Source organism: Vibrio sp. D401a (genome assembly GCF_030248515.1).
Classification (GTDB): domain Bacteria; phylum Pseudomonadota; class Gammaproteobacteria; order Enterobacterales; family Vibrionaceae; genus Vibrio; species Vibrio rotiferianus.
The window spans coordinates 255,623-281,095 of the sequence record NZ_JAHGAI010000008.1 but is presented as its reverse complement, the minus strand read 5'-3'; the positions used below and the strand labels follow the sequence as shown (position 1 = coordinate 281,095).

At 43.9% G+C, this 25,473-nt stretch carries 12 protein-coding genes; 5 read left to right on the top strand and 7 right to left on the bottom strand.

Annotation, left to right across the window (positions count from 1 at the left end; all coding sequences use genetic code 11):
* Positions 1–2 precede the first annotated feature (2 nt).
* The 3 genes from vctD to vctC are packed head-to-tail and all read left to right on the top strand — an operon-like array spanning position 3 to position 2,639.
* Positions 3–938, top strand: coding sequence for an iron chelate uptake ABC transporter permease subunit VctD (vctD, locus tag KIV41_RS05420; protein ID WP_010452373.1), 936 nt, complete (start codon positions 3–5; stop codon positions 936–938).
* The gene (gene vctG, locus KIV41_RS05415; protein WP_285335848.1) at positions 931–1,881 is read left to right on the top strand and encodes an iron chelate uptake ABC transporter permease subunit VctG; all 951 of its coding nucleotides are present in this window, start codon (positions 931–933) and stop codon (positions 1,879–1,881) included. Before vctD ends, vctG begins: the two co-directional genes overlap by 8 nt.
* Before the next feature lie 2 nt (positions 1,882–1,883).
* Positions 1,884–2,639, top strand: a complete 756-nt coding sequence (gene vctC / locus KIV41_RS05410) for an iron chelate ABC transporter ATP-binding protein VctC (protein ID WP_285335847.1) — start codon at positions 1,884–1,886, stop codon at positions 2,637–2,639.
* A 24-nt stretch (positions 2,640–2,663) separates the two neighbouring features.
* Here the strand turns inward: vctC and cueR are convergent, their stop codons facing one another.
* Both cueR and KIV41_RS05400 read right to left on the bottom strand, forming a co-directional pair.
* The gene (gene cueR, locus KIV41_RS05405; protein ID WP_010452367.1) at positions 2,664–3,050 is read right to left on the bottom strand and encodes a Cu(I)-responsive transcriptional regulator; all 387 of its coding nucleotides are present in this window, start codon (positions 3,048–3,050) and stop codon (positions 2,664–2,666) included.
* Positions 3,051–3,139: 89 nt separating this feature from the next.
* Positions 3,140–4,111: a helix-turn-helix transcriptional regulator gene (locus tag KIV41_RS05400; protein ID WP_285335846.1), complete on the bottom strand. Its 972-nt coding sequence runs from the start codon at positions 4,109–4,111 to the stop codon at positions 3,140–3,142.
* Positions 4,112–4,227: 116 nt separating this feature from the next.
* On the opposite strand from KIV41_RS05400, the gene KIV41_RS05395 reads away from it, so the two are divergent.
* Positions 4,228–6,234, top strand: coding sequence for a TonB-dependent siderophore receptor (locus tag KIV41_RS05395; RefSeq protein WP_285335845.1), 2,007 nt, complete (start codon positions 4,228–4,230; stop codon positions 6,232–6,234).
* A gap of 316 nt (positions 6,235–6,550) precedes the next feature.
* Here KIV41_RS05395 and KIV41_RS05390 read toward each other — a convergent pair whose 3' ends face one another.
* The 5 genes from KIV41_RS05390 to yccS all read right to left on the bottom strand — a co-directional run bounded on the left by KIV41_RS05390 (position 6,551) and on the right by yccS (position 23,072).
* Positions 6,551–6,799, bottom strand: a complete 249-nt coding sequence (locus tag KIV41_RS05390; protein WP_010452360.1) for a YgjV family protein — start codon at positions 6,797–6,799, stop codon at positions 6,551–6,553.
* A gap of 743 nt (positions 6,800–7,542) precedes the next feature.
* A complete protein-coding gene (locus tag KIV41_RS05385; protein WP_285335843.1) occupies positions 7,543–19,956 on the bottom strand; it encodes a VCBS domain-containing protein in 12,414 nt (4,137 codons plus the stop codon).
* 204 nt (positions 19,957–20,160) lie between these two features.
* Positions 20,161–20,454, bottom strand: a complete 294-nt coding sequence (locus KIV41_RS05380) for a hypothetical protein (protein ID WP_285335842.1) — start codon at positions 20,452–20,454, stop codon at positions 20,161–20,163.
* A 78-nt stretch (positions 20,455–20,532) separates the two neighbouring features.
* Positions 20,533–20,727: a hypothetical protein gene (locus tag KIV41_RS05375; protein WP_010452353.1), complete on the bottom strand. Its 195-nt coding sequence runs from the start codon at positions 20,725–20,727 to the stop codon at positions 20,533–20,535.
* Between the two features lie 191 nt (positions 20,728–20,918).
* Entirely contained in the window at positions 20,919–23,072 is a 2,154-nt protein-coding gene (yccS, locus tag KIV41_RS05370) for a YccS family putative transporter (RefSeq protein ID WP_010452351.1), read from the bottom strand.
* A gap of 292 nt (positions 23,073–23,364) precedes the next feature.
* On the opposite strand from yccS, the gene helD reads away from it, so the two are divergent.
* Positions 23,365–25,434, top strand: coding sequence for a DNA helicase IV (gene helD, locus KIV41_RS05365; RefSeq protein ID WP_285335840.1), 2,070 nt, complete (start codon positions 23,365–23,367; stop codon positions 25,432–25,434).
* Positions 25,435–25,473: the final 39 nt, after the last annotated feature.

Genomic DNA, 25,473 nt, shown 5'->3' with positions numbered 1-25,473 from the left:
CTTTGAAAAAGTTATTGCTTGTTCTTGTTGTTCTAAGCGTCGCATCGTTGTTTGTTGGGGTGGCAAATATGACACCCCAACAGTTGTTTTCAGGCGATGCAAAGGCACTAGAACTTTTCTTTACGAGTCGGATTCCACGTTTATTTGCCATTCTCCTTGCTGGGGCAGGGCTTAGCATCGCTGGATTAGTGATGCAGCAAATTAGTCAAAACCGATTCGCCGCACCTTCGACGACAGGCACCATTGAATGCGCCATGCTCGGTTATGTCATGAGTGTTGTGTTCTTTGGCAATGGTGAACAACTGTGGCTTGTTTTCGCCGTCTCCATTTTGGGCACCTTAGTGTTCATTCAGTTCATTCAACGAATTCAGTTCAAAACCGTGGTGTTTGTGCCTCTCGTCGGAATCATCTTTGGCAACGTTGTGGATGCTGTCACTACTTTCATTGCCTACAAATACGATGCGCTGCAAAGCCTTTCAGCTTGGAGCGTCGCAAACTTTGCTAACATTCTGCGCGGGGATTTTGAGCTGCTTTATATTGCTGTGCCTGTCGCGCTTTTAAGTTACCTGTTTGCTGCTCGTATCTCTGCTGTGGGCATTGGCAAAGACTTTGCGGTAAACCTTGGTCTTAACTATCAGCAAGTGGTGACGTTAGGCGTACTTTTGGTGTCGGTAATGTCAGCCAGTGTGGTGATGATCGTTGGTCAACTGCCGTTTCTTGGACTTATCGTGCCAAACTTAGTCAGTTACTTCTACGGTGATAATCTTAAACGCAATATCCCGCTTACTGCTATGTATGGGGCGATTCTCGTTTTAGCGTGTGACTTGGTTAGCCGAGTGATCATCTTCCCTCATGAAATGCCGATTTCGATTGTGATCAGTATATTGGGTGGTGTTGTGTTTATCGCGATGTTGTTGCGAGGTAAGCAAAGTGCGTGATTCCAATAAACTTCTTTTATTGGCGGCCATAGCGCTGCTTTTCGCATTTTTGTTCATCGGTATTGGCTTAACCGACGACAACTACCAGTACTTCCTGTCACGACGCGTGCCTAAAGTATTGGCCATGGTGTTGGCTGGTGTGGCGATTGCTCAATCTTCGTTGGTATTTCAAACGATTACCCATAACCGAATCCTCACCCCAAGCATAATGGGGTTTGATGCTCTGTATGTATTAACACAGGTTCTCATTGTTTTGCTGTTTGGTGGCTTGAGTGCTCTGGTACTCAATGTATATATCAACTTCTCCATTGCGGTATTGGTGATGGTGGGCTTTTCACTGTTGTTGTTTGGGTTCTATTTCTCAAAAGGTGGACGCAACCTTATTACGTTGCTTTTGGTCGGATTAATCTTTGGGCAATTGTTCAACAATATTGCCGTGTTCTTTTCCCTTCTGATGGACCCAAATACCTTTGCATTTGTGCAATCTAAACTGTACGCGAGTTTTAACAATGTAAAGGTGAATTTGGTATACCTAAGCTCACCAATGTTGCTATTTGCCTGTTGGTTACTGTATCGCATGCATCGCACTCTCGATGTGTTTTGGCTCGACCAAGACAATGCAAAGAGCTTGGGTGTGGATGTGCCAAAAGTAACGCGCAACGTTTTCGTTCTCTCTGCGGTGCTCATCGCTATTTCTACTGCATTGGTTGGGCCCATCATGTTCTTTGGTTTATTGGTGACGAATTTGAGCCGTGAAATGTTCCGTTCTTACCAGCATCGAACCTTGTTGGTTGGTTGCTCCTTGATGGCAATTTGTGCCTTGCTTTCAGGGCAATGGATTATTGAAAACATCTTTTCATTTGAAACGACGCTGAGCGTAGTGATTAACTTTATTGGCGGTATCTACTTCTTGTATCTATTGCTGAAAAACAAAGTCGTATAAACATGATTATTATAGATAAACTAACTAAAGCATTTGGTTCCAACAAAGTGGTTGATGAGGCCGATACTCAATTTGAAAAAGGGAAAGTAACGTCAATTATTGGCCCTAATGGGGCAGGGAAGAGTACCTTGCTCTCGATGGCATCGCGATTGACCGATCGAGATGGCGGGAGTGTCATGATTGATTGCAAAGAGATTGCTGAATGGGACACCAAAGAGCTCGCGAAAAAGTTGGCGGTGCTACGCCAAGCAAACATGATTACAATGCGTTTTACTGTCAAAGAGTTGGTCTCATTTGGACGTTTCCCGTATTCGAAAGGTAACCTAACCAAAGATGATCACACGCTAATCAACCAAGCCATCGATTACTTAGACCTGAAAGAAATCCAAGATAAGTTCTTAGATGAATTGAGTGGGGGTCAACGACAATTGGCGTTCATTGCGATGGTGATTGCCCAAGATACGGATTATGTCTTTCTTGATGAGCCCTTGAACAACCTTGATATCAAGCATTCATTGCAGATCATGAAAGTGGTTCAGCGTCTTGCGCACGATATGAACAAAGCCATGGTGGTAGTGATTCATGATATTAACTTTGCGGCTTGTTATTCCGATGAGATCCTTGCTCTGAAGAAGGGAAAAGTGGTTGCAAGTGGCGGGGTTGAAGAGGTGATTCAGGCATCCACGTTAGAAGATATCTACGAGACACCTTTTAATATCATCGAGCTTAATGGTAAGCGTATGTGTACTTACCACTAAGTGTCTTTTCAAATGCTGGCGAGCTTACTTGGTGAGCTCGTCCATGATCGGGCAGCGGCTCTTTGCATCCCCTGGGCAAGAAGAAACCCAGCCTTCCAACTGCTTTTTAATCTCCAATAAGTGGGCAATTTTTTGCTCCACTTCATGAAGTTTGTCCATGGTTCGTGCTTTTACTTCGCTACTTTTACGGTTTGGGTTGTGTGCCAAGTGCACGAACTCTTTGCACTCTTGTAGTGAGAAACCTGCGTTCTTTGCTCGAGAAACCAAGTTGAGTTCTTGAATGTGTTTTTCCGAATATTCGCGATAGCCTGAGTCGCTGCGTGTTGGTGACGAGATAATACCTTTATCTTCGTACATACGAATGGACTTAGATGATAGGCCCGTTAATTTGGCCACTGCACCAATATTCATGATGACCTCTGTATTTCAGATAACCTTTATCGCGAGTATAACCTCAAGTGTTGCTTGACCCAAAGGGCTTTACACGAGCCAGTCCTTTCTTAGTGGCTATTAACCACTTCATGGGGCGCAACGCCGAATACTTTCTTAAATGCGTTCGTGAAGTTTGATGGGTGGTGGTAGCCAGCCTCATAAGCGGCTTCAGTTATGGACATGAGCCCATGCTCCAAGTTTTGACGCGCAATCTCTAAGCGGCGATGGCGTATATAACCATTAACCGTCATGTCTAGAGACTGTTTAAAGCGGCGTTGGAGATTTGAAACACTCATCGAAAACTCCTCAGCTAAACGTTCTAAACTCAACTCTTCTTCAAGGTGTGTTTCGATGTAGCTAATGATATTTTCAATTCGAGCATCGACCGAATGTTTCTTCTGTTCGGATTTTTCACAGTATTCGTCAGGCATTTGGCCTATCGCATAGGTGACAACTTGGTAGATTAGACTTTCAACTTCTAGGCGTTCTTTTACGTTGACTGGAGGCTCACGCCGAGAGAGTGTAAGGATAAGATCAATGACTGCCGAGTTAAGCTTTAGTTGATAAAAGGCGTTATGCGTTTCAATAAAGCGTTGATGATCAATACTGCCTTCTATTCTCGACTCTAACCATGTGGGTTTGATGGCTATATTGATCTTGTTCATATGATTATTTTGGATAAGCGAACGGTGGAAATTTGCAGGTTTGGTCAAGTTCACAACGACACCTTGCGGCGATGAATTTGCATCAAAATCGAACTTAAGATCGTCGTAGCCAAATGAGAGTTTGCCTTCTAAAAGAATGGTAATCAGCATGGCGGGACGAGCAGTAGAAACAATATGAGAATCTACGAGTTCTATGCAACCTCCACCATGGACAAAAATCTGGTCATTGTACTGATAGGAGAAGAAGCTTCCTTCTGCCAGTTGCGTTTGACGGCTTTGCCCTTGACTTACGATGTACTGCGTTTCTGTACCCTCAAGTTTTTTAGTTATAGCTACTTTGGCAATTCTAGTTCTTTTTTTGGTCTCTTCCGTCATTTGACGTTTCCTCATAACACCTAGGCGATTCTGCATAAGTGATTCGTCTTTTTATTTATCATTAGCGACCCTATCATACGTGAGAATTATTATCATTTATATTTAGGAAGACGTTTATGGAAAGCCCAGTTCGCTCACCAATTAAGCTTTCAAGCCTATGCCTGGCGGTGAGTATGGCACTTGCTCATCCAGTTTTAGCCCAAGGCCAAGATTCTCATTTCGAAGAGGTTGTTGTTTGGGGTACTAAAGTATCCAGCAATACTGAATCCATGTTTGCCGACGACATGTCATTAAAACAAGCGGACCATATGTCCGATTTGCTGCGTGAGATTCCGGGTGTTGATGTTGGTGGTACGCATTCTGTCAACCAACGCATTACGATTCGTGGCTTAGGTGAAACCGACCTTGATATCCGTTTAGACGGTGCATCGCAGCACGCCAACATGTTCCACCATATTGGCAACCTGACTCTTAACCCAGATATTCTCAAGTCCGCGGATATCCAAGTAGGTAACAACTCGGTGACGCAAAGTGGTCTTGGTGGTTCGGTGTACTTTGAAACTAAAGATGCACGTGATCTGCTGCGTTACGATGAAAACTTTGGTGCGCGCGTGTATGGTGGTTATGCGTCCAACGACAATCAACAGGGTTCATTAACGTTTTATGGATTGCTGTCTGAAAACGTGGACGCGATGGTCTATGGCCACTACGTAACACGAGATGACTTTGAAGATGGCGATGGCAATAAAACCTTTGGTTCAGAGGGCGACGTTTATAACATCTTAGGCAAACTAGGGTACGAGTTTGGCGACATCCATCGCTTTGAAATCTCTTACGACATGTACCGTGACAGTGGTGACTACAACCCGCGTCCTGATATGTCGGGCAGTGCGAACAATGGTCTATCCAATAACCTACTGGTTCCGACGGATTACGACCGTGACACGGTCACTCTTAGTTATGAGTTACGCGGTGAGCAACATCAAGGTGACGTGACGCTTTACAATACCGAGACTGAAGTTGTACGTGATGAATCAGTGATGGCACCGCGTTGGCCTGCTAATCGATTATCGGAAAACACCGCAAAAAACCGGAACGTAGGCTTAAGTGCAAAATTCCAATCATTGGTGACGTTGGGTAACCTTGATCACCGTGCGACATACGGTCTTGATTACATGGATAAGACGTCAGAGAGTTACTACGGTAGAAGTAAGTTCATGTCTGAATCAGCGGTTTCTACAGCGCTATTCGTTGAGGACCAAATTTTCATTTCTGATGCTCTTTCTATTACTGCAGGTTTGCGTTTTGATGACTATCAGCGTAAAGCGGAAACGGGGGACAACGATTACGATGAAGTGACCTGGTCGCTCGCAGCGGAGTGGGCGGTAACGCAAGATTGGACACTATTCGCTAGTTCACGCTCGCTATTTAAAGGACCAGAATTAATGGAAACCTTTATCGCTTACCAAGATGTGGCGTATCTACAAGATGGTTTGAAGCCAGAAACGGGACTCAACACACAAGGTGGTGTGCGTTTCAATAAGAGCATGGATGAGCACTCCTTTGGTGCAAATCTGACGGTATTCCAAACAGATATTGATAACTACATTGCTGACGAGTACCAACGCGATACTCAAACTTATCTTATTTACAATTTAGGTGATGCGGAAATCAAAGGCTTCGAAGCTAGCGCCTTCTACGGTTTCGAAAGCTTTGGCAGCAAACTGTCTTACTCTAAGTCAGACACCAAAAACAAAGATACTGGCGGTCCAGTAGCCGGCGGCAATGGGCGCAGTATTGATATGGGTGACAGCATCTCGCTGACGTTGGATTACCAATCTGATTCGCTAGAAACCATCTTTGGTTGGAACTCAATGTTTGTTCTTGAAGAAGACAACGTCTTTGATGGTCAGCCTAAAAAAGACAACTATGACGTGCATAATTTATATGCCCAATGGGTGCCTTCCAATATCGATGGTCTATCAGTAACGTTCGGTATTGATAACGTCTTTGATGAGTTATATACGTCCCATGCCTCTCGTTCGGGTACCGCGCGAGGAATCACGCTGGATGACTATGAACCAGGAAGAAACTATAAGTTATCGGCCGCATACCAGTTCTAATTTTAAGAGTAATAACAACCTTAGATATTTGGCTTTTGAGCAGGAGGTTATACCAGTCACAGTAATTGATCAGAATTAGCGTAGGAAAAATGCTTGAGAACAAGGCCGAAATTTTCGATAAGTAGTTATTCTACAATCAAACTTTTAAACGAAGTAATCGAGCATTATGACAAGTTAGAATGACCGGTTATTTACTACGATTGGTATTACCCCACCAATACAGATTGGGAGTAGGGCGGGGATTCTGCATCGGATGCGTTAGAACGAAAAAGGCCCGCTGGTTATTCACCTAGCGGGCCTTTTTAAAACTAAATTTTTACGCTTTTTCAGGCGTTAGGCTTTTTTTTTCCTGCTGCATTTTTGCAAGGAAGTACACGTTAACACACGCGATGAAGCCGTTAGTCAGTACTACAGGCCATGAATCAATCATTAGACCGTAAGCGGTGAACAGTGCACAGCCAACAAAGTTAAGAATACGAAGCTTAACGATATCTTTCATTGTTAGCGAAATTGCAACCATGATTGAAGCTGCATAACCCAAAATTTCAACCATATTCATTTCCATTATTTGACCCTCTAAATCTGCCGAATTCTGTCGGTACCAATTCTTCTCATCTTGAGATTAGTGAGGAAGCTCCATGCCTCGAATGGTCTTGTTCGTTTTGATGGGTTAACTATAGCAATGGAAAAACCGTGATGAAAGCCTCAATTAGAGGTTAAGAGAAGGTTAGCGATTACGCAAACGTTTAAGAGAAAAATCATTGATAGTTTTACTTATTATGTTGATTAATAGTAAGAGGGTATTTATCTGCTTAGTTGATAGAAACACTTTGAACATGAACCTTTGTTTAGCGCATGCTATTGAGGAGGGGGTCGTCCTGAGTTTGTATCCGTAAGGAATTGTGAACTAATTGTCCTTATGAGTTGAACCTGAGTGATTATCTACACTATAATGCAAGTGAGAATTATTATCATATAGATGTAGTATGCCGATTGTTATTAGTTTTATATTTACGTTTGCTTTGGTACTGCGTACTAAACCCCACTATTGGTGTGTGCTAGCACATTTGTTTTCGCATGTAAGTATGCTGTTATTGATCCCTCAGGATTACGTTCTTCAGTATTTGATTGTTATGTTCTTCTCAGCACCAATATTGATTAGGTTATCGAAGAGAAGTGAGTATTTCGATGTGTTTTTCGCTTTTATGCCTTTGCTAGTAGGGAGCGGTGGGTTGGCGTTAGCCTAACTTACCTTTTTAGGCATAATGATAAGAGTAAACCGCCCCTAAAGGGCGGCGTACCCAAAAACTAATTATGCTCTGTTAAAACATGTAAGGTGCTAAGCAGCGACTCGGTAGTGATCGAGCTTACGTCACTTACATTATTCACATTGAGCGTATCCCAACCAATCCCTTCTAAAGTAATATTCGTTACCGCACCAGTAGTATCCTCTACGGTAATCGTTGTAGATGAACTTGCTGAACTATCTGGCAGTGCAGGATCGTCATTGACGGTGACTTGAATTAAGTTTGCGTCGAGTAAATCACTCACACTGGTGTTCGCTGGGAGTAGATCGGTGAGATCAATTTCATCACCACTTGGGTCATAATCGGTGATGGTATTAGTGCTACCAGAGTTCTCTTGTAAGAACACAAAGCTGTCGATGCCTCCTCCCGAAGTCAATATATCATTTCCTGAGGTTCCACTAAGGGTGTCATTGCCCTCATGTCCAAAGGTCTTAGAAACAACGAGTTGACCTGTCTCAACGAGAGAACTAACGCGCTCTTGATTAGAGAGGTTATCAACATTTTGGCCGTATAAGTTTGATAAGCTCACACCATCAAGCGTAATGGATTGAAGTAACTGACTATCAGTTTGTGTGATTTGCAGTACTGCGTTCCCGTCCACCTCAGTAATGGTTAATTCGTTGCTTAGAGTGCTCGAATCCCATGCGCCGGTCAGATTGAAAACTTGCTCCAAGTCGATAACATCAGCGTTGACATCGAAATCTTTGATGATGTCATCTCCAGGTGTTGCGCTGGTTCCCAGTACATTATCGCTCCATAGGAAGGTATCTGAGGTGCCAATATCAGAACCATCAGTAGGGCCTCCCCATAAGATCTCGTCATAACTAGATGCGACGAGAATATCGGAGCCCAATGAACCTATATGTGTAGTACCAAGAACAGTCACTGTGACCTGTTTAGCCGTGATGGTTGTTCCATCACTAACGTTTATTGTGAACAGTTCATCAAATGTCTGCCCCGCAGATAGTGTATCAGCTGCTCCTGGAGTGAGTGTATACGTCCACGTCAAGGTTGAATCATCAAACGAGAGTGTGCCATAGCTACCGCTGGTATCATCAACGGACCATGTTAAGTTACTGGTGTTAGTATCCACGTCATCAACAGTTAGCAATCCCGAAGCTTGGTCGATAAAGCCCGCTTTGACCTGTCCTGCGGCAACGCCATCAACGGTCGCAGGATCATTATTACCATTTAGCGTGATGGTAATGAGTTGGTTGGTTTCATTTGCCGAACTATCTTTAACCACGACAGTGAAGACTTCTTCAGTTATGCCGCCAGGCAAGGCCTGAGATAGCACAGGGTCTAATGTGTATGTCCATTCTCCGTTCGGCTGTAGAATAAAGGTACCATAAGGCGAAGCAGGGGAGTTGAGCTCAAACGTCACAGAGCCGCCTTCAGGATCCGACGCTTCAACTTTTCCTGATGTTTGTTGCTCTAATGCTGTGCCATCTTCCGTAACACTACCTGATATTTCGCTTGTATTTTCGATGATTGGAGAATCGTCGTTTCCGTTTAAGGTGATAGTAATGGTCTGATTTACTGATTTACCTTCGGTATCTTCAATCGCGACAACAAACAGTTCAGTCGTTATGCCTGCAGGTAATGTTTGAGATTTAACTGGGTCAAGTACGTAGTCCCATTCTCCATCATTGTTGACAGAGAAAGTACCATACTGGGATTGATTTGAAGTTAGGCTAAACGTTAAATCCTGGTTTTCTGCATCATCAGCAGTGATTGTGCCAGTCGCAGATTGTTCCGAAGCCGTACCATCTTCAGTAACTTCTCCTGAAGTATCTGTTTGGTTGTCAACCACGAATGGCACATCATTATCGCCAAATACTTGAATAACGACGTCCTGAGTTATCACTCCACCATTTTCATCATCAATAGTAACCGTAAAGGTGTCAAAGATGTTTTGGTCTGTATCAGTCAACGACTCCACTAGCGCTGGCGTCATGACATAGGTCCAAACACCAGTGTTCTTATCAATCGTAAGTTCACCATATTGACCTTGCTTGGTCTGAGAGCCCGCATTGTTGTCAAAAGTGAATAAGTGATTGTCTGATGCATCGACATCATCGATATCGATAGTACCTGTTGCAGTTCCCGAACCTTGGCTAGGATCTTCAAATACTTCTCCGGTTGTTACAGAATCTTGGGTAACTTCAGGTAAGTCATTGGTACCAGTTATCTTAAATGTAACGGGTTGCGTGTCCTCTAAGCCATGCTCATCTTTAGCTTTGATTTCATATTGCAAGGTTAATGATTCACCTACCGCAAGCGCTTGTACTTCAGGAAGGTTATTATCATAAGTAAACTCCCAATCTCCACTAGATGAGTCAATCGTTAGCGTGCCTCTAGGATCAGAATTGATGACACTCCAAGTGATGGCATCTCCAATATCTGGGTCCCCACTGTCGAACGTTCCTGTAAGTGGACTTGTATCGTCTTCGGCTACGGTTTGCGTTGCAATCGTCGCTATTTCAGGAGCATCATTCGTACCATTAATGGTGATAGTAATATCAAGCGGAACAGAGTTTCCTTTTCCATCAGTGGCAACGATGGAGATAGTGTCGGTTGTTGAACCACCTTTCGGGAGCGCATTGATATCTGGATGAGCACTATTGAGCTCGTACTTCCAAGTGTTTCCATCTATGGTCACGTTTGAACCAAAGGTGCCTGAATTGACGACTTGATAACTAAGTACATCACCAAAGTCGACATCATTCGCCCCGAGATTGCCGGTTGCAAGCGTAGGGCTATCCTCGGTTACTGTTCCCGTCGTTGTACCTTGGATTGTCGGGATATCGTTGTCACCTAATATAGTAACAACAACTTCTTGAGTGACTTCTGCTCCAAAACTATCGGTCGCAGTTACGAAGAAGCTTTCAGTTACAATAGCGCCTTCAGGCAGTGCTTGAATATGTGGGTCATTGTATAGCGTGTAACTCCACTTTCCGTCGGATCCGAGAACAAACTGGCCGTATGTACCAGAAAGGTCTTTTGGTGCAAAAGTTACCGAATCAGCATTATCAACATCAATCGAAGTTAATTGCAGTTCTCCAGTAGTCACTTTAATGTCTTCCTGAACTTCTCCCGTGACATCTCCTGTGATCTGTGGTTCTTGGTTGGTACCTTTAATCGTGATCACGACGTTTGTTGAGTCCGTAGCATTGGCACCATCGGTCACAGATACGGGAAAGAACTCTGTCAGCGTTTCGTTCGGGTTCAATGCAATGACATCAGGATGGTTTTCGTTGAGATCGTAGGTCCACTTGCCGTTTGAATTAAGTGTAAATGTACCGTACTGACCATTGATCGTGGTTAATGGATTCCACGTTGCTGTATCGCCAGTATCAACGTCACCACTTGCAAGTTGACCAGTGATGTTACTGGTGTTTTGGGCACTGACTGAGCCCGTTGTAGCTCCACTAATCACAGGGGCGTCGTTTGTGCCAGTCACCTCGACTTCGATTTTTAGTGGAATCGGGTTGCCATTCTCATCGACAACCGTTTTACCATATTGATCAGTGACGAATACGGTAAATGTATCCGTCACTGTTTCACCTTCCCATAGTGACTGAACGGCTGAACTGTTGTTATCTAATGTGTACTCATAACTACCATCAGGATTGATAGTTATGCTTCCATAGGAGCCTGAGCCATCTACAAGCTGCCAAGTAGGATTGCTACCAAGTTCACTTGGAGGCGTAAGGTTGCCACTCTGGATAAAGGTGTTGTTTTGGTCTTCTGTTGCATCGAGCTCTAAAATAACATCTGGATCCACGGTGATATCATCCGCAGAACCATTTACTTTAATCTTGATTTCTTGCGTATCAGAGTCACCTTTTTCGTCGGTCACTTTTACGGTGAAGGTATCGTATTCAACGTCACCAGCATTCAATGGTTGAACGGCGTTGTTGTCGATATTGTATTCCCACTCTCCTGTATCAGGGTTTAGGGTTAGTGTGCCGTAGTCACCTTGCAGTTGGGTTACTTCGCTGTTGCCATTACTTGTATCGACAATTACCCAATCTTGTGAGTCGTTGAAGTCAGGGTCGTTATCTTCTAGCACTCCTGAGCTAGATAGAGTGACATCTTCGGTAACCTCGCCAATGACATCGGGTTCAGATATCGAGATTGGTTGGTAAGAAATTTGCGGAGCATCATTGACACCTTTGATGGTGACTTCAACTGTGAAGGTGACGCCATTGTTTGAAATGTGCCAAACCTCAGTGACTGTTTCACCTTCTTGTAAGCCATCTACTAATGGATTGTTATTGTCGATAACATAGAACCATTTCTTGGCGCTGTCATCGTAGACTAATTCACCATATGCACCGCCTGAATGAGGTGTTGCTGTCGCTGAATTATTTAAACCACCACCAACAGGGATCTCTACCGACTCTGTTGGGCCAGCAGTTTCATCGCCTTCGGTGATGTCTACAATTCGGTCGGGTGGGTTACCACCACCACCGCCCGCAGCATCGTCATCCCAACCATGGACAAATACGGTTACTTTGTAAGGTTGTGAGTTTTCGCCTTTGTCGTCGGTACCAATAACCCAAAATTCCTCTGTAACTACTTGGCCTGGATCTAGGTCTTGAATGGCGTTTCCTACTACTTGATAGGTCCATTTCCCATCGTCAGTGATAGTAAACTGACCATATGTGCCAAGGCCTGTACTTTGGCTGCTATCTATACTCCAGCCAGAAATCGATGAGTTATCATCAACATCTATAGCGGTCAACTGGCCTTCGGTTATCGACAAAGAACCGTCATTGCGGCCTGCATCATCTTCAACGATATAACCTGTGTTATCACCACTAATGATTGGTGGATCATTTTCACCATTAATGGTGATCACAACTTGATCAGTGATGACAGCCCCAAAACTATCTTTACCAATTACGTTAAAGGTTTCAGTGACGATCGCACCTTGTTCAAGGCTGTTGATTGCAGAATCGTTCGGAATAAACTTCCAATTACCTTGAGCATCAATAGAGAAGCTGCCGTAGTTTCCTTGAGAGGGGGTGCTTTCACTGATGACATTGAAGGTTGGTGAATCGCCATCGTCGATATCAATCAGGTTCAGTTTGCCGGTAACTAGATCGGTTGAATCTTCTAAAAATGTTGCGCTTAAATCGCCAGTGATGGTTGGAGAGTCGTTAACACCGTCAATAGTAATCGTGATGGGCTTAGTCGATGTTTCTCCTTTGCTGTCAATCACTGTGACATTAAAGGTTTCTTGATAACTTTGATTTGGGTTTAGTTGCTGAACTTGGGCTGTGTCTAATGTGTAAGTCCATTTCCCGGTATCGGAATCAATGCTGAAGCTGCCATAGCTACCAACCCCGTTATCAACAAAATATGTGTGGGTATCGCCAGCGTCAGGGTCACCTGAGGATAAATTGCCTGTGGTAGTAACAGTGTCTTCTGTCGTGTGCGGAGACAGGTTTCCAGACAGATTTGGGGCGTCATTTGTTCCGTCGATGTTGATGGTCAGATCTTTGGTTGATGATTGACCGTATTGATCGACAACTCGAATGGTTATGACATCTTGTAGGCCTGCAATGTCCTCATCAGTTAGCGCATTTACAGCAGGGTTTGAGTTATCTAGCTTATAAGAGAACTCACCCGTGGTTGGGTCAACGAATGTAAGTGTGCCATACTGGCCAGTCGAACCGACGATACTCCATGTGAGTGACTCTCCATCATCAGGATCTCCAGAATTGATGGTACCTGTAATGGTATCGGGTATGGCATCTTCTTTAATTGAGTAAGTATCGGTAATGATGATATCTGGTGGGTTATTAACACCGGCAACATTGATCACCACGTCGATAATAGCAGTTGCTCCATTTAAGTCTTCTACTTCAACTTGGAAGATATCTTGTCTCGTTTCACCGGGTGGAATTTGTTGTGTTTCAAACTTATCGTTGTGTAATTGGTAAGTCCATTTACCGTTTTGATCAACAATTAGCGACCCATACTTTCCGGCTGGATCACCCGCTGGATCTGTATCGAGAACATCCCAAGTATGAGAGTCGTTTACATCAATGTCAGAGACGACTAATTGACCTTGAGCAGAATCTCTATTGTTTGTATTTTCAACTACGCTACCAGTATCACCAGACAAAGATGGAGTGTCATTGTCACCGTGTATCGTTACGGTGATCGTTTCCGTGGTAGAGCTTAAACCATTGTTGTCTGTAACCGTGACGGTAAACGTGTCGGTTAAAGACTCGTTAGGTAACAGTCCTTGAACGCTCGAGTTTGAATTATTAAGTTCGTATATCCACTTGCCATCATTATCTATGGATATGGTTCCGTACTTACCTTGATCTGAGTTTAAAGACCAAGTGTGGGTGTCAAGCGTATCCACATCATTTACTGAAAGGTCACCCGTTGTTGTGATCGGCTGGCTCGGGTCTGGGGTGTCTTCTGTGACAGAGCCATTGAGCTGTTCGTTAACAACTATTGAAGGTTGATCATTGGTACCAATCACAGTAATGGTTACTGTGACATCATCTGTTGCTCCGTATTGGTCTGTTGCATGGACGGTAAACGTTTCAAGGGTACCAACTTCCCCTTCAGACAATGCTTGTAGAGCGTCATCCTGCGACTGTGTCGTTGAAGGAGTATAAGTCCATCGACCATTATCTGCGATTGTTAGCGTACCGTATTTGCCTTCAGCACTATCTATTGTCCAAGTGATGTCTTTGTTGTCATCAGGGTCATTATCGTAAAGGCGACCACGGCGAAATGCTTCTACATCTTCAGTCAGTGTTCTACTTGTTCTGCCGGTGATCTCAGGCGCATCATTGCTACCTACAATGTTAACGACGATAGGAATTTCGTCTGTACCACCGTTGCCGTCAGAAACAACAGCTGTAAATGTGTCTTGGTAATTTTTGCCTTCTTCCATACGGTTAGATAACGCAGGATCAAGGTTGTAAACCCAATTACCATTATTATCGATGCTAACTGTACCGAATAGCCCTTGGTCTGAGTTTTTAATAGACCAGGTGAGGGTGTCAGGTGTGAGTTCGGTATCAATATCGTCTGCGATAAGCGTACCACCACCAGTTACAGTCACGTCTTCTACGAGATCATCTGTCGCAGTACTTAACGTAGTGTTTATTACCGGGTCGTCGTTGGTACCAGTTACCCTGACAACGATAACTTCAGTGTCTATGCCTCCATCATTATCGTTTACTTGGATAGTGAATCGTTCTTCAACAACAGCACCTGCGGCAAGCTCTTGGGCTCTGTCATTATCTAGCGTGTAGCTCCAAGTTCCCGTTGTTGGATCAATGCTAAACAGACCGTATTCACCCGAGGCACTGTTAGGATCGACTAATGACCAGCTATGGGTATTGCTCAGGTCTGGATCGGAATCAGATAGGTTTCCCGAAACGGTTAACTGATTAGCGTCTTCTGCGACAGTTTGGGTTAGAGTACCTGAGATATCTGGCACATCATTGCTACCCTTGATAGTGACAACCAAGTCAAACTCATCAGTACCGCCATTGCCATCGTCTACTTTGATGGTGAATGTTTCTTCACGAGTTTCGTAACTTGCTAAAAAGTCGACTTTTGTATCATCTAGCGTGTATTTCCAAACGCCATTGGAGTCTAGAGTAATAGTGCCAAAAGTTGCATTTATTGAAGCCGCTGTTCCGGATGTCGCTTCTTGGCCATCAATTGACCAAGTGTGCCCATCCTGTAAATCCACATCGGTAACACCTAAGTCACCCGTAACCATGTTCGCTAGGGCGTTGTCTTCTTCAACGTTATTGTTCGTCGTAATGTTTGTGATAGTTGGTTCGTCGTTCTCACCAGTGATAGTAATCGTTACGGTCTGACTAATAGTCCCACCGAGACCATCTTCTGCTTGAACAACAAAGCGCTCAGTGATGATTTGTCCTTTTGCCAGTTCTTGGGCTTTGTCATTATCAAGGTTGTAGGTCCAGAAACCGTCTGCAGTAATGCCAAAGTCACCATAGGTTGAGTCTGTTTGCCCAAGCGCTGACCATGTATGTGATGCTCCTTGATCGGCATCGACCACTGCAAGCTGCCCATTGGCGAGTTGTGTTCCATCTTCGTCTACATTACCAATCAGAGGGCCCGTAATTTGGCTAGGGCTATCATTTTCACCTGTTATGTTGATGGTAACTGTCTTGACTTCACTCGCTGTCCCGTTGTTATCGATAGCGATATATGTAAAGGAAACAGAGGTTTGCTGGCCTTGAGCTAAATAGTCAAAGTCAGTGCCTGTATCAAAGATGAATGTCCCATCTTGGTTTAAACTCAGTGTTCCTTGACCGGAGGGGATATCGTCAACGAGTTGGTACGCAGTAATCGTACCGTCAACGTCTGATGCTGCCGGGACACTACTGCTTAGAACGTCATTTTCATCGATATTTTCTGTACTATGAAAAGCAACTGGAGCGTCGTTGGTTCCTTGGATAGTAACCTGAATTGTGTGCTCAGTGCCGTCAACAGATTTAACGATAAAATCACTAACCAAAGGTGTACTGTTTACATTGAGGTAATCATAAGCCTCGTCTGCAACAAACGTCCAATTACCTTGAGCATCTATCGAAAAGGTACCGTACTTTCCTACATAGCCCGTTTGAGGAACAAACTCATCAGTATTATCAACATCTGATACATTCAATTTGCCAGACGTTTGCAATGGTGCATCGGTTTCACTAAGTACTTTAGTGTCATCTCCATCGATAATAGCAGGGTCATTGACCCCGTCTACGGTAATGGTGACCATGGATTGTGATACGCCACCGTGATCGTCAGTGACCTGATAGTTTATAACGACAGTGGCTGACTCATTATCGTTTAAGTATTCAAACTCATCATTAGTGAAGAACACTAATTGGTTGTTAACAACGCTAACACTACCTAAGAGGTTATTTGGGTCACCATTAACAGAAGCTACCTGAGCGTTTGTAATATTTAGAACCGTGTCGTCAACATCGCTATCGTTCGCAAGTGCGTCGATAATGTAACCCGTTTCGGTATTCGTATTCGGGTCTCTGATACCATCTTCAGTAATTTTGCCAACATCAGCTACAAGTTCCGGAAGGTCGTTTGTACCTGATATAGTCATTGTGATAGTTTGCTCTGTGCCATCAGCTGCTTTGACCACAAACTGATCTACGAGTGGTACGCTGTCGGTATTTAGGTTGTTGAATCCATCGTTGGTAACGTATGTCCAGTTACCATCCTTATCGATATTAAATACCCCGTAGCTCCCGGCTTGGTTGGTGACAACCTGAAATTCGTTTGGCCCATCAACATCCTGAACAGTTAGTTTGCCACTATCTGTTAGAATTGCGTCGGTCTCTAGGAGTTGAACATCAACATCACCAGTGATTATTGCAGGATCATCTTGGCCATTTATTGTAATGGTTATTTGATGCTCAGTTCCATCAATTGTTGAAACAGTAAATATCTCTGTTTTACTCTCACCAGACTTCAAATATTGAACATCATCATTCGCTACCGAATAACTCCAACTGCCATTCTCACTAATGGTCAACGTACCTAAGGCATTGGCCGGAGGCACTATCGTTGATGGATCGAACTTAGCTTCATCGGTGCCATCAGGGTCGCTGATAGTAAGCGTATCACCGACTTGCAAAAATGGTGTGCTCTCATCTTCAGTGACTTCACCAAAGTCTACACCACCAATTATGGCGTCATCGTTGACACCAATAATAGTCACGGTGACAGTATGCTGCGTTCCATCCAATGAATTAACGGTAAAGGTTTCGATTTTTTGTTCGTCTTTACCAAGGTATTGAACTAGCGAGTTGTCAACTTCATAAACCCACTGACCTGCGGCTGTAATAGTGAGCGCGCCTAAGTTGGAAGGATTGGTAGCGACGCTTGATGGGTCGAAAGACTCCTCATCAGAGCCATCTACATCGTTTATCGTTAGTAGTCCAGTATCACGCAGAGTAGGGGAGGCGCTGTCTTCAATCACTTGACCAATATCATCCCCTCCGATAACTGCGCTGTCATTAACGCCAGTGATAGTGATTTCTACAGTATGTTCGGTGCCATCAATAGATGTAACAGTGAAGGTCTCTAGTTTGGTTTCACCTTCACCTAGGAATTGCACATCAGCGTTGTTTACTTGGTAATTCCAATTCCCTTCAGGGTCAATTGTTAAGGCGCCGAGAGTACCTGGCGCAGACGTGATGCCATTTGGATCAAATACAGCTTGCCCTTGGTCGACATCAGTCACAGTTAGTTTGCCAAAGTCGGTCAATAAAGGATCACTTTCATCTTCGGTGACTACACCAATAGCATCACCGGTGATGATTGCGCCGTCATTAACACCTGTGATCGTGATCGTGATGACTTGTTCTGTTCCGTCATCTGTTTGAACCGTGAATTGCTCAATTTTGGTTTCGCCTTCACCTAGGTATTGAACCAAAGCGTTGTCGACTTGATATTGCCAATCTCCTAACTCATTGATAGAAAGACTGCCAAGAACGGCTCCGACAGCTGACACACTATTAATATTAAATAGGCCACTGTTGTTGGTATCAACGTCGCTCGCTCGTAAAGAGCCGTTATCGGTAAGGAGAGGGGTGCTAGTATCTTCTACAACCGCGCCTATATCATCGCCAGAAATGATCGCAGAATCGTTAACGCCAATTATTGTTACGGTAATGGAATGCTGAGAGCCGTCGACAGATTGAACCGTAAAGCTTTCAACTTTAGTCCCACCTTCACCTAAAAACTGAACGTCGGCATTAGGAACTTGGTAATCCCAGTTGCCATTCGCATCAATAGTTAATGAACCAAGGTTACCTTGCGCTGGCACGACACTACTAGGGTCAAAGGCTTCTTGTTCTTGCCCGTCGGCATCAGTAATCGTAAGGGCACCAGTTTCGGTGAGTAAAGGGTTACTCTCATCTTCAGTAACTGTGCCAGTGTCAATGCCACCAATTATCGCAGTATCATTAATGCCGACAATGGTTATGGTTATCGTATGTTGAGTTCCGTCTTCAGACTGTACAGTAAAGGTTTCAAGTTTAGTTTCACCTTCATCTAGGTACTGAACCAAACTATTGTCTACCTGATAATTCCAATTGCCGTTAGCGTCAATGGTTAGAGAGCCTAACACATCAGGTTCAGCTACAACGCTATCGACTCTGAATGATTCTTGGTCAGAACCGTCAGCATCAGAAATTGTCAGGGTGCCTGACTCTAAAAGTAGCGGCGTACTTTCGTCTTCTACGACCTTACCAGTATCAACACCATCAACACCAGTACCACCGATTACAGCACTATCATTAACGCCGATAATCGTAACGTTGACAGTATGCTGTGTGCCATCAATAGATTGAACCGTAAACGTTTCAAGTTTAGTTTCGCCCTCATCTAGATACTGCACCAAATTGTTATCAACTTGGTAGTTCCATTGCCCACTATCACTGATGGTTAATGTTCCTAGTGTCCCTTGACTTGGAGTTACTGAATTAGGGTTGAACTGGGCTTCATTACTGCCATCTATATCAGTGATGGTTAGCTGGCCTGTTTCAATTAAGAAAGGGGCAGATTCGTCTTCAACGACTTCTCCTGAGTCTACGCCACCAATATTTGCTGCATCGTTGACACCGTTTACGACTATCGTAATAGTCACTGGGTCGCTTGGTGCACCTTGGTCATCAATCGATATATAGCTGAATATTTGAGTCTCGGACTCACCCTCAGCGAGAGAATCAAACTCTCCATTTGTGTCAAAAGAGTAACTACCATCAGGGTTGAATGTCAGAATGCCTTTATTTACATCATCGACAAGTTGGTAAGACGAGATGCTACCGTCGTCATCAACTGCTGTCGGTACATTTGTAGAGATATTGTCATCTTCAGATAATTCGATAATGTCAGCGAAAGATAGTGGAGAGGCGTTTGCGGTAAGGTCTGTGTCCAACTGCTCGGTCTGGGACAGTGTTGGAGTACCTTGAGATCCGGTTTCGAAGAATGTTGAGACGTCTGCTTCAGGGTTATTAAATTCTACCGTCGCCGCGCCAGCAATCGATGAGCTCAAACCTTCACCGGCAGCAGGGGCAATATCTTCAAATTGAGTCGGATCGCTACCTTGCTCGATGGCAGCAATGATATCGCCAACATCGTCCGGCAGAAGATTGTTATCAAGACTGTTGGATTCGTCAACGTCGTCCGAGGTAAAGTCAATGGTTTGTGTGCTTTGCGTTTCCAATACCTCGACCATTTCACCTTTGTCATCAATATAACCGACTAGTGTGTATTTCCCAGTAGCGAACTGTTTTTCTGAAACTGTGATGAGCTGTCCTTTACTGTTAAGGACAACGTATTTCTCGACACCTTGAGGAATGAAATCGTTCTTTGCGGTCATTTAGAATCCCCTTTGAAGCAAAACTTACTAATCACATTAAAGAACTCTCTTAGACTTATAGTTAGCGTTAATTGATTGTCTAGAGAAATCACGTCTTTAATGACACTTTATTAACATGCATTGTCATGTTTTTGAAGAGATATGTCTTCGTAAATAATTATTAAATTATAAATTAAGCGGCTTAAAAGTGAGACAAAATCAACTTTAAACATGAATATCGAGCAAACTGCCGATTACTTCACTATTTTTTTCAACAACTGACGCACCGATGCGGTTATAAGTCGAGGCTTGGATAAGTGATACTAAAGGGTCGATAGCATCGTTTGAAGGAGGGGGAAGGGTTGAGTCAATTAGGGTGTTAAGTGATTCAACTTTGTTGAAGCTGAGAGTTTCATCTAATGCAAGTTCAGGTTGTTGTATTTCCTGCACGGCTTGCTCAGCCATCTTTTGAGAGAGCTGAATCATCTGGTTACCGGTACTAATCCCTGATACTGGCATACCGCCTCCATCACTTAATATGCTATATGAAGCATAGTTGGGTAGGGGCTAATTTGCAATGTTGACGTCTATCGCCAATTAGACAAAGAGCTTTGACAACATGTCTTTTTCTTCGCTGGATAGTACTGGTGAGCTAGTCTTATCCAGTTGGTGATTAATCTGGCTCTTTAAGGTTTTCAATTGATTTGAGTTTAGTAGATCCAGTTTATCCATCAGCTCATTAAATTGTTGAGTCGTCATCTCTTTTATCTCTCTCGTCTTTATCACTGCCATGTTTAACCCCTTTGTCATAGTGGCTAGGTGGAGTTGATTACACGTCTAATGATTTTGAGAGTAGATTTTGAACGGTGATTTATTGTCCGAAAATTGTCAGGTGACGTAAGCAGAAGGTAAGAATTTTCTGACTTTGTAGGGCATCAATGACTTACAAGCACCAGAATATTTCTGGCGCAGGATTTGCTGTTTTAGTTTGCTCTGACTGCAAACTTGGAGGCGAGAGAATGTAGTTCAGGTAGCATCCGGTAGATAAGATGTAATTGCTGCAGCACCATTCGAGCTGAGTGGTCATCTTCATCGCGCCATTCATTCAGGCGTTGTTCCAAGTTGGAGTCGTCAATTGATGACAAATCACACTCTTCACAATGTTGATGTAACTGCTGATGAAGAACGTCTAAGTGCTGGTGGATGCAGCGGTGAGCATCGAGCACCAATTGATGGATTGCCTCGTCTTCAATTCTCGTACGGTGCGCACCAAGTGCGGAGATGTAGCTTAGCATTGCATGATTAAGCGTTAAGAATCGGAAGCTTTCATCCACAGCTGTTCGATATTTACCCGGCTCTGCCAGCATCGTACTGATGGCAGAAGAAAGGTTGGCGTCGTTATTGTGAGCCTGACGACGGGCGATTCGGTAACTGAGGTTATCCTTTTTACCAATACGATACTGACCAATGATCTGACCAAGGTATTGTTTGTTTGCATCTATCGCATCTGACATCACTTTGTGTAGGCGTTTCGATTGCCAATCAGGTAGAACAACTAAAACTGCCCCCACCGCGAGCACACAGCCAATCAGTGTATCTGCGAGTCGAGGGAGTACAACTGCATAGCCTTCGCCTAACTGGTTGAACAAGAAAAGTACCAGCAAGGTAATGAAGCCTGTAGCGTAGCCGTAGTTGTTGATGCGGAAGGCGAAGAACATCACGCCTGATAGCACGATGAATACTAACTGGCTTTCTTGTGAAGGAAAAAAGGTGAGAAGCGGAACACCAATTAGTAAGCCTGCTAATGTGCCTATCACACGCGCTGTTAGTTTTTGTCGCGTTGCACTGTAGTTGGGCTGGCACACGAACAACGTGGTGAGCAAAATCCAGTAGCCACGGTCAATATCGAAGGCTTGAATGATTCCATAGCCTACGGTCAGTGCTATCGACATGCGCAGCGCATGGCGAAACAGCATTGAGTCTTTATGTAGGTTGGCAGCAATGCGTTGCCACATCGCTTTTAACGTGTGTGGGTTGGTGTCATCAAGCACGTCTTCTTCTAAACGTTCTGCATCGGGGTTGTTGATATTGCTTAACTGTTTCTCTACCGTCGCAAGGTTGTTGAAGAGGTAGGTAAGTTGAGCCAACAAACGCTTCCAGTGGCTTTGTTGCTGCTCTTCCAAATACCCTAATGAGTTTTGTAACTCCGCCAATGCCAAAATAGATTGGTCTGTGTGGGTGTATTCGTTTCCTAATCGAATAGCATGAGCAATATCACGACAAGCTTGAGCTTGTGATTCCAATAAGTATTTAAAGCGGAACAATACATCTGAACGTTCGAATTCTGTGGCTAAGTCTTGATAGCGATAGTGGCTTGAACTGACGCGCTCATGGATATCTTGTGCAATAAAATAGATGTTCAAGAATCGGTCACTCGGGCCGTCAATGTGTCCACGCTTAGAGCGGCTTAATAACGTGGCTTTACACGCATTGAGTGCATTTACTGTTGCTGCATTGAGTTTTGCAGCCTCAATTCGCATTGGCTGTGGCGTCAGGTTCGTGACCGGGTGAAATAGCTTTGCTTTAGCGTCTAGGTAGTTGGCAATTTGTAAGAACACAGTTGCAAGGCTTTGTTGAACTGGCTGAAGGGGCCAGAATATTTGCCAAATCATGGACATAAAGTAATACCATGCAGCACCTGTCAATAGCAGTAATGGTTGGAACCAAATGTTGGTACTTTCATGCGCTCCGAGCATGGCGTAGATAGCTATGAGTAGTGAACCAAATGCAATGCTTGCGTATTTGGGGCCAATAGCGCCAAGCATAATAAAGCCAAAGGTTGACACAAATAGACCAACAGCAAACGCCCAAGGTGTATTAAACAGAATCTCAATAGAGAATGCGGCGACAGCAAAACAAATAAAGGTAAGAATTAGTGCTTTAATCCTACCAGTGAAGCTATCATCACTTTCCGCCAATGCGGCTGCAATAACACCCAATATAAGGGGCGTTATTAGTACATTTTGATCGAAGTACCAAGCAGGAATCACTACCCCTAACAAGGTAATTAAAATCAGAATGCTGTAATTAATGGTTTTGTTTGCCCAATAGAGGCGTAATTTTAAAGCAGCTTGCACAATGCGCCTTTCGTTGCCGGTGGAAAACGAGAGAATTCTAACAAACTCACTATAACGTGTTTATGACCTATTTTAATAAAAAACGTCACATGGTCAGGAAATCAACAGAATAGTCATTGACTTAACGTGTTGGTTGTCGAAGAAGAAGTGATACGTGTATACAAATTCTACAGTAATGTGATTTTTAATTAAGAATACAGACAGAAGGCGATTTGTGCTTCATCCATCGCTACAATTTGAGCGTCTAAAATGATATAAAACGAAAACTTCTATACTAAAAGGCGCACCTTTCATGCAGCTTACTGCCTCCAATAAAGCACAGTTTTTTATTCAAAATGAGTATTACCAGGTAGAAATAAAAGAAAACAGTGTTTTATTGAGTTCAGTGGGCAGTGAAGAACACATACCATTTACGATTTGGAATGGAAAAGTTAGCGTTAAACGTGGTCTACTTTGGAGCTCGCTTCAGTTCTTCGCTCATGAACAAGATAGCATGCAACAGAGCTGGTTAGTGCAAGGTTTGCCGTGGCCGCAGTGTCGCAAGTTTGCCGTCGAGGCGGTTAGAAAATATCAAGAGTGGCACAATAATCAGTGCCGTAAGCTCGCAGAATACCTTCCTAAGTGGGAAGATGAGTTGTATCAACTTCAGCATTTACCTGCTTATCTACCGCATTCGAAAGTGCAAAATTGGGTCGAACAACTTAATTCTGAGCTCGTTGAAATCAAGACCAGCTTGGCAGAAGCGAAAATGCGTATGCCAAATCGTATGGCAGAGATTGAACCATGGCTTTCTGACACTTCTAACACATTGAGCAAACGAAATCATGAGTGGCTGGAGAATGAACGCCCAAATTGGGAAGTGCTATTTAGCCGTATTGAGTCTTCACCGTTGAATCTTTCGCAGCAGCATGCAGTACTGCTTAACGATGATCATAACCTTGTTTTAGCTGGGGCTGGGTCAGGTAAAACAAGCGTACTGACGGCACGTGTGGCGTATTTGCTGCAAAGCCACCAAGCTCAAGCTGAAGAACTATTGATGCTCGCGTTTGGCCGTGATGCTGCAACAGAGATGAAAGGTCGTTTGGTCGACAAAGTGGGATTGGCTGCAGAAGGCGTACGCGTCAATACTTTCCATCAACTTGGTTTGCGCATTCTAAATCAAGTTGAGCCGCAACCTGTAGAGATCAGCCCGCTCGCATTGGATGACAATCAACGTACAGCATGGTGCATCGATTGGCTCAAGAAACACTGGATGACTCCGACTAACTTTAAGCGTTGGCAAAAGCACTTGGACAAATGGCCGATCGCTTATTTGAAAGGTGACGATGAGTTAGGCAGTCACTCAGAAAACCCAAAACTGATCGCTTGGCTAGATCAACAACTGTCTCAGCTTGCGGCGGTTGGTCTTACCAAGAAGCAAGTGCAAGAGAGGCTGGTTAATCATCAAGACTACACGCGTTTGAACAGTGAGTTGGCGCTGTGTTGGCCATGTTTTAGTGCGTGGCAAAAGATGCTGAAAGAGACTAATCACGTTGATTTTCCAACCATGATCAGTCGTGCAACCGACTACGTGAGTAAAGGTAAATATATATCACCTTGGCGCTTTATCATGGTGGATGAGTACCAAGATATTTCCCCTGATCGTTTGGCTCTGATTGAAGCATTGTGTGAGTCAACACAAAAGCAAGCCGGTGCGACCTTGTTTGCTGTCGGAGATGACTGGCAGGCGATTTATCAGTTTGCCGGAGCAGATGTTGATTTGACGACAGGCTTCCAAGACCGCTTCATTCATTCGACAGTGCATCACCTAGATACGACCTATCGCTTTAACAACCAAATTGGTGATGTGGCGAATACTTTTGTGCAAGAGAACCCGTCTCAGTTGCCGAAGACACTTAATAGTCATAAGCAACGTAAGCAGAAGAGTGTGCATACTACACCGAGTAATCAAGTTGAGAAGATTCTTGATCAACTTAATCAACAAGCGAAGAAAACCAAATCTGTGCTGTTGTTGGGACGTAACCATTACCATAAGCCAGATCTATACGATGATTGGTTGAAGCGTTTTCCAAATCTTGATGTTCGCTTTATGACTTGTCATGCGAGCAAGGGGAGGGAAGCAGACTTTGTTATTATTCTCTCGGTCGATGAAGGACAGTTTCCTGCTAAGAAGAAGCAAGTGCATATCGACGGTGCACTTTGTGAATCAAAAGACAAGTTCCCATATGCAGAAGATCGCCGCTTGTTCTATGTTGCGTTAACACGAGCAAAAGAAAAGGTATGGATTACTCATACTGGTGCGGGTTCTGGTTTTGTTCAAGAATTGGTAAACGGAGATTACCCGGTTGCAAGTATGCAATAGAATGAAGGCGAAGCGATTGTTCGCCCTCTCTATTCTCAC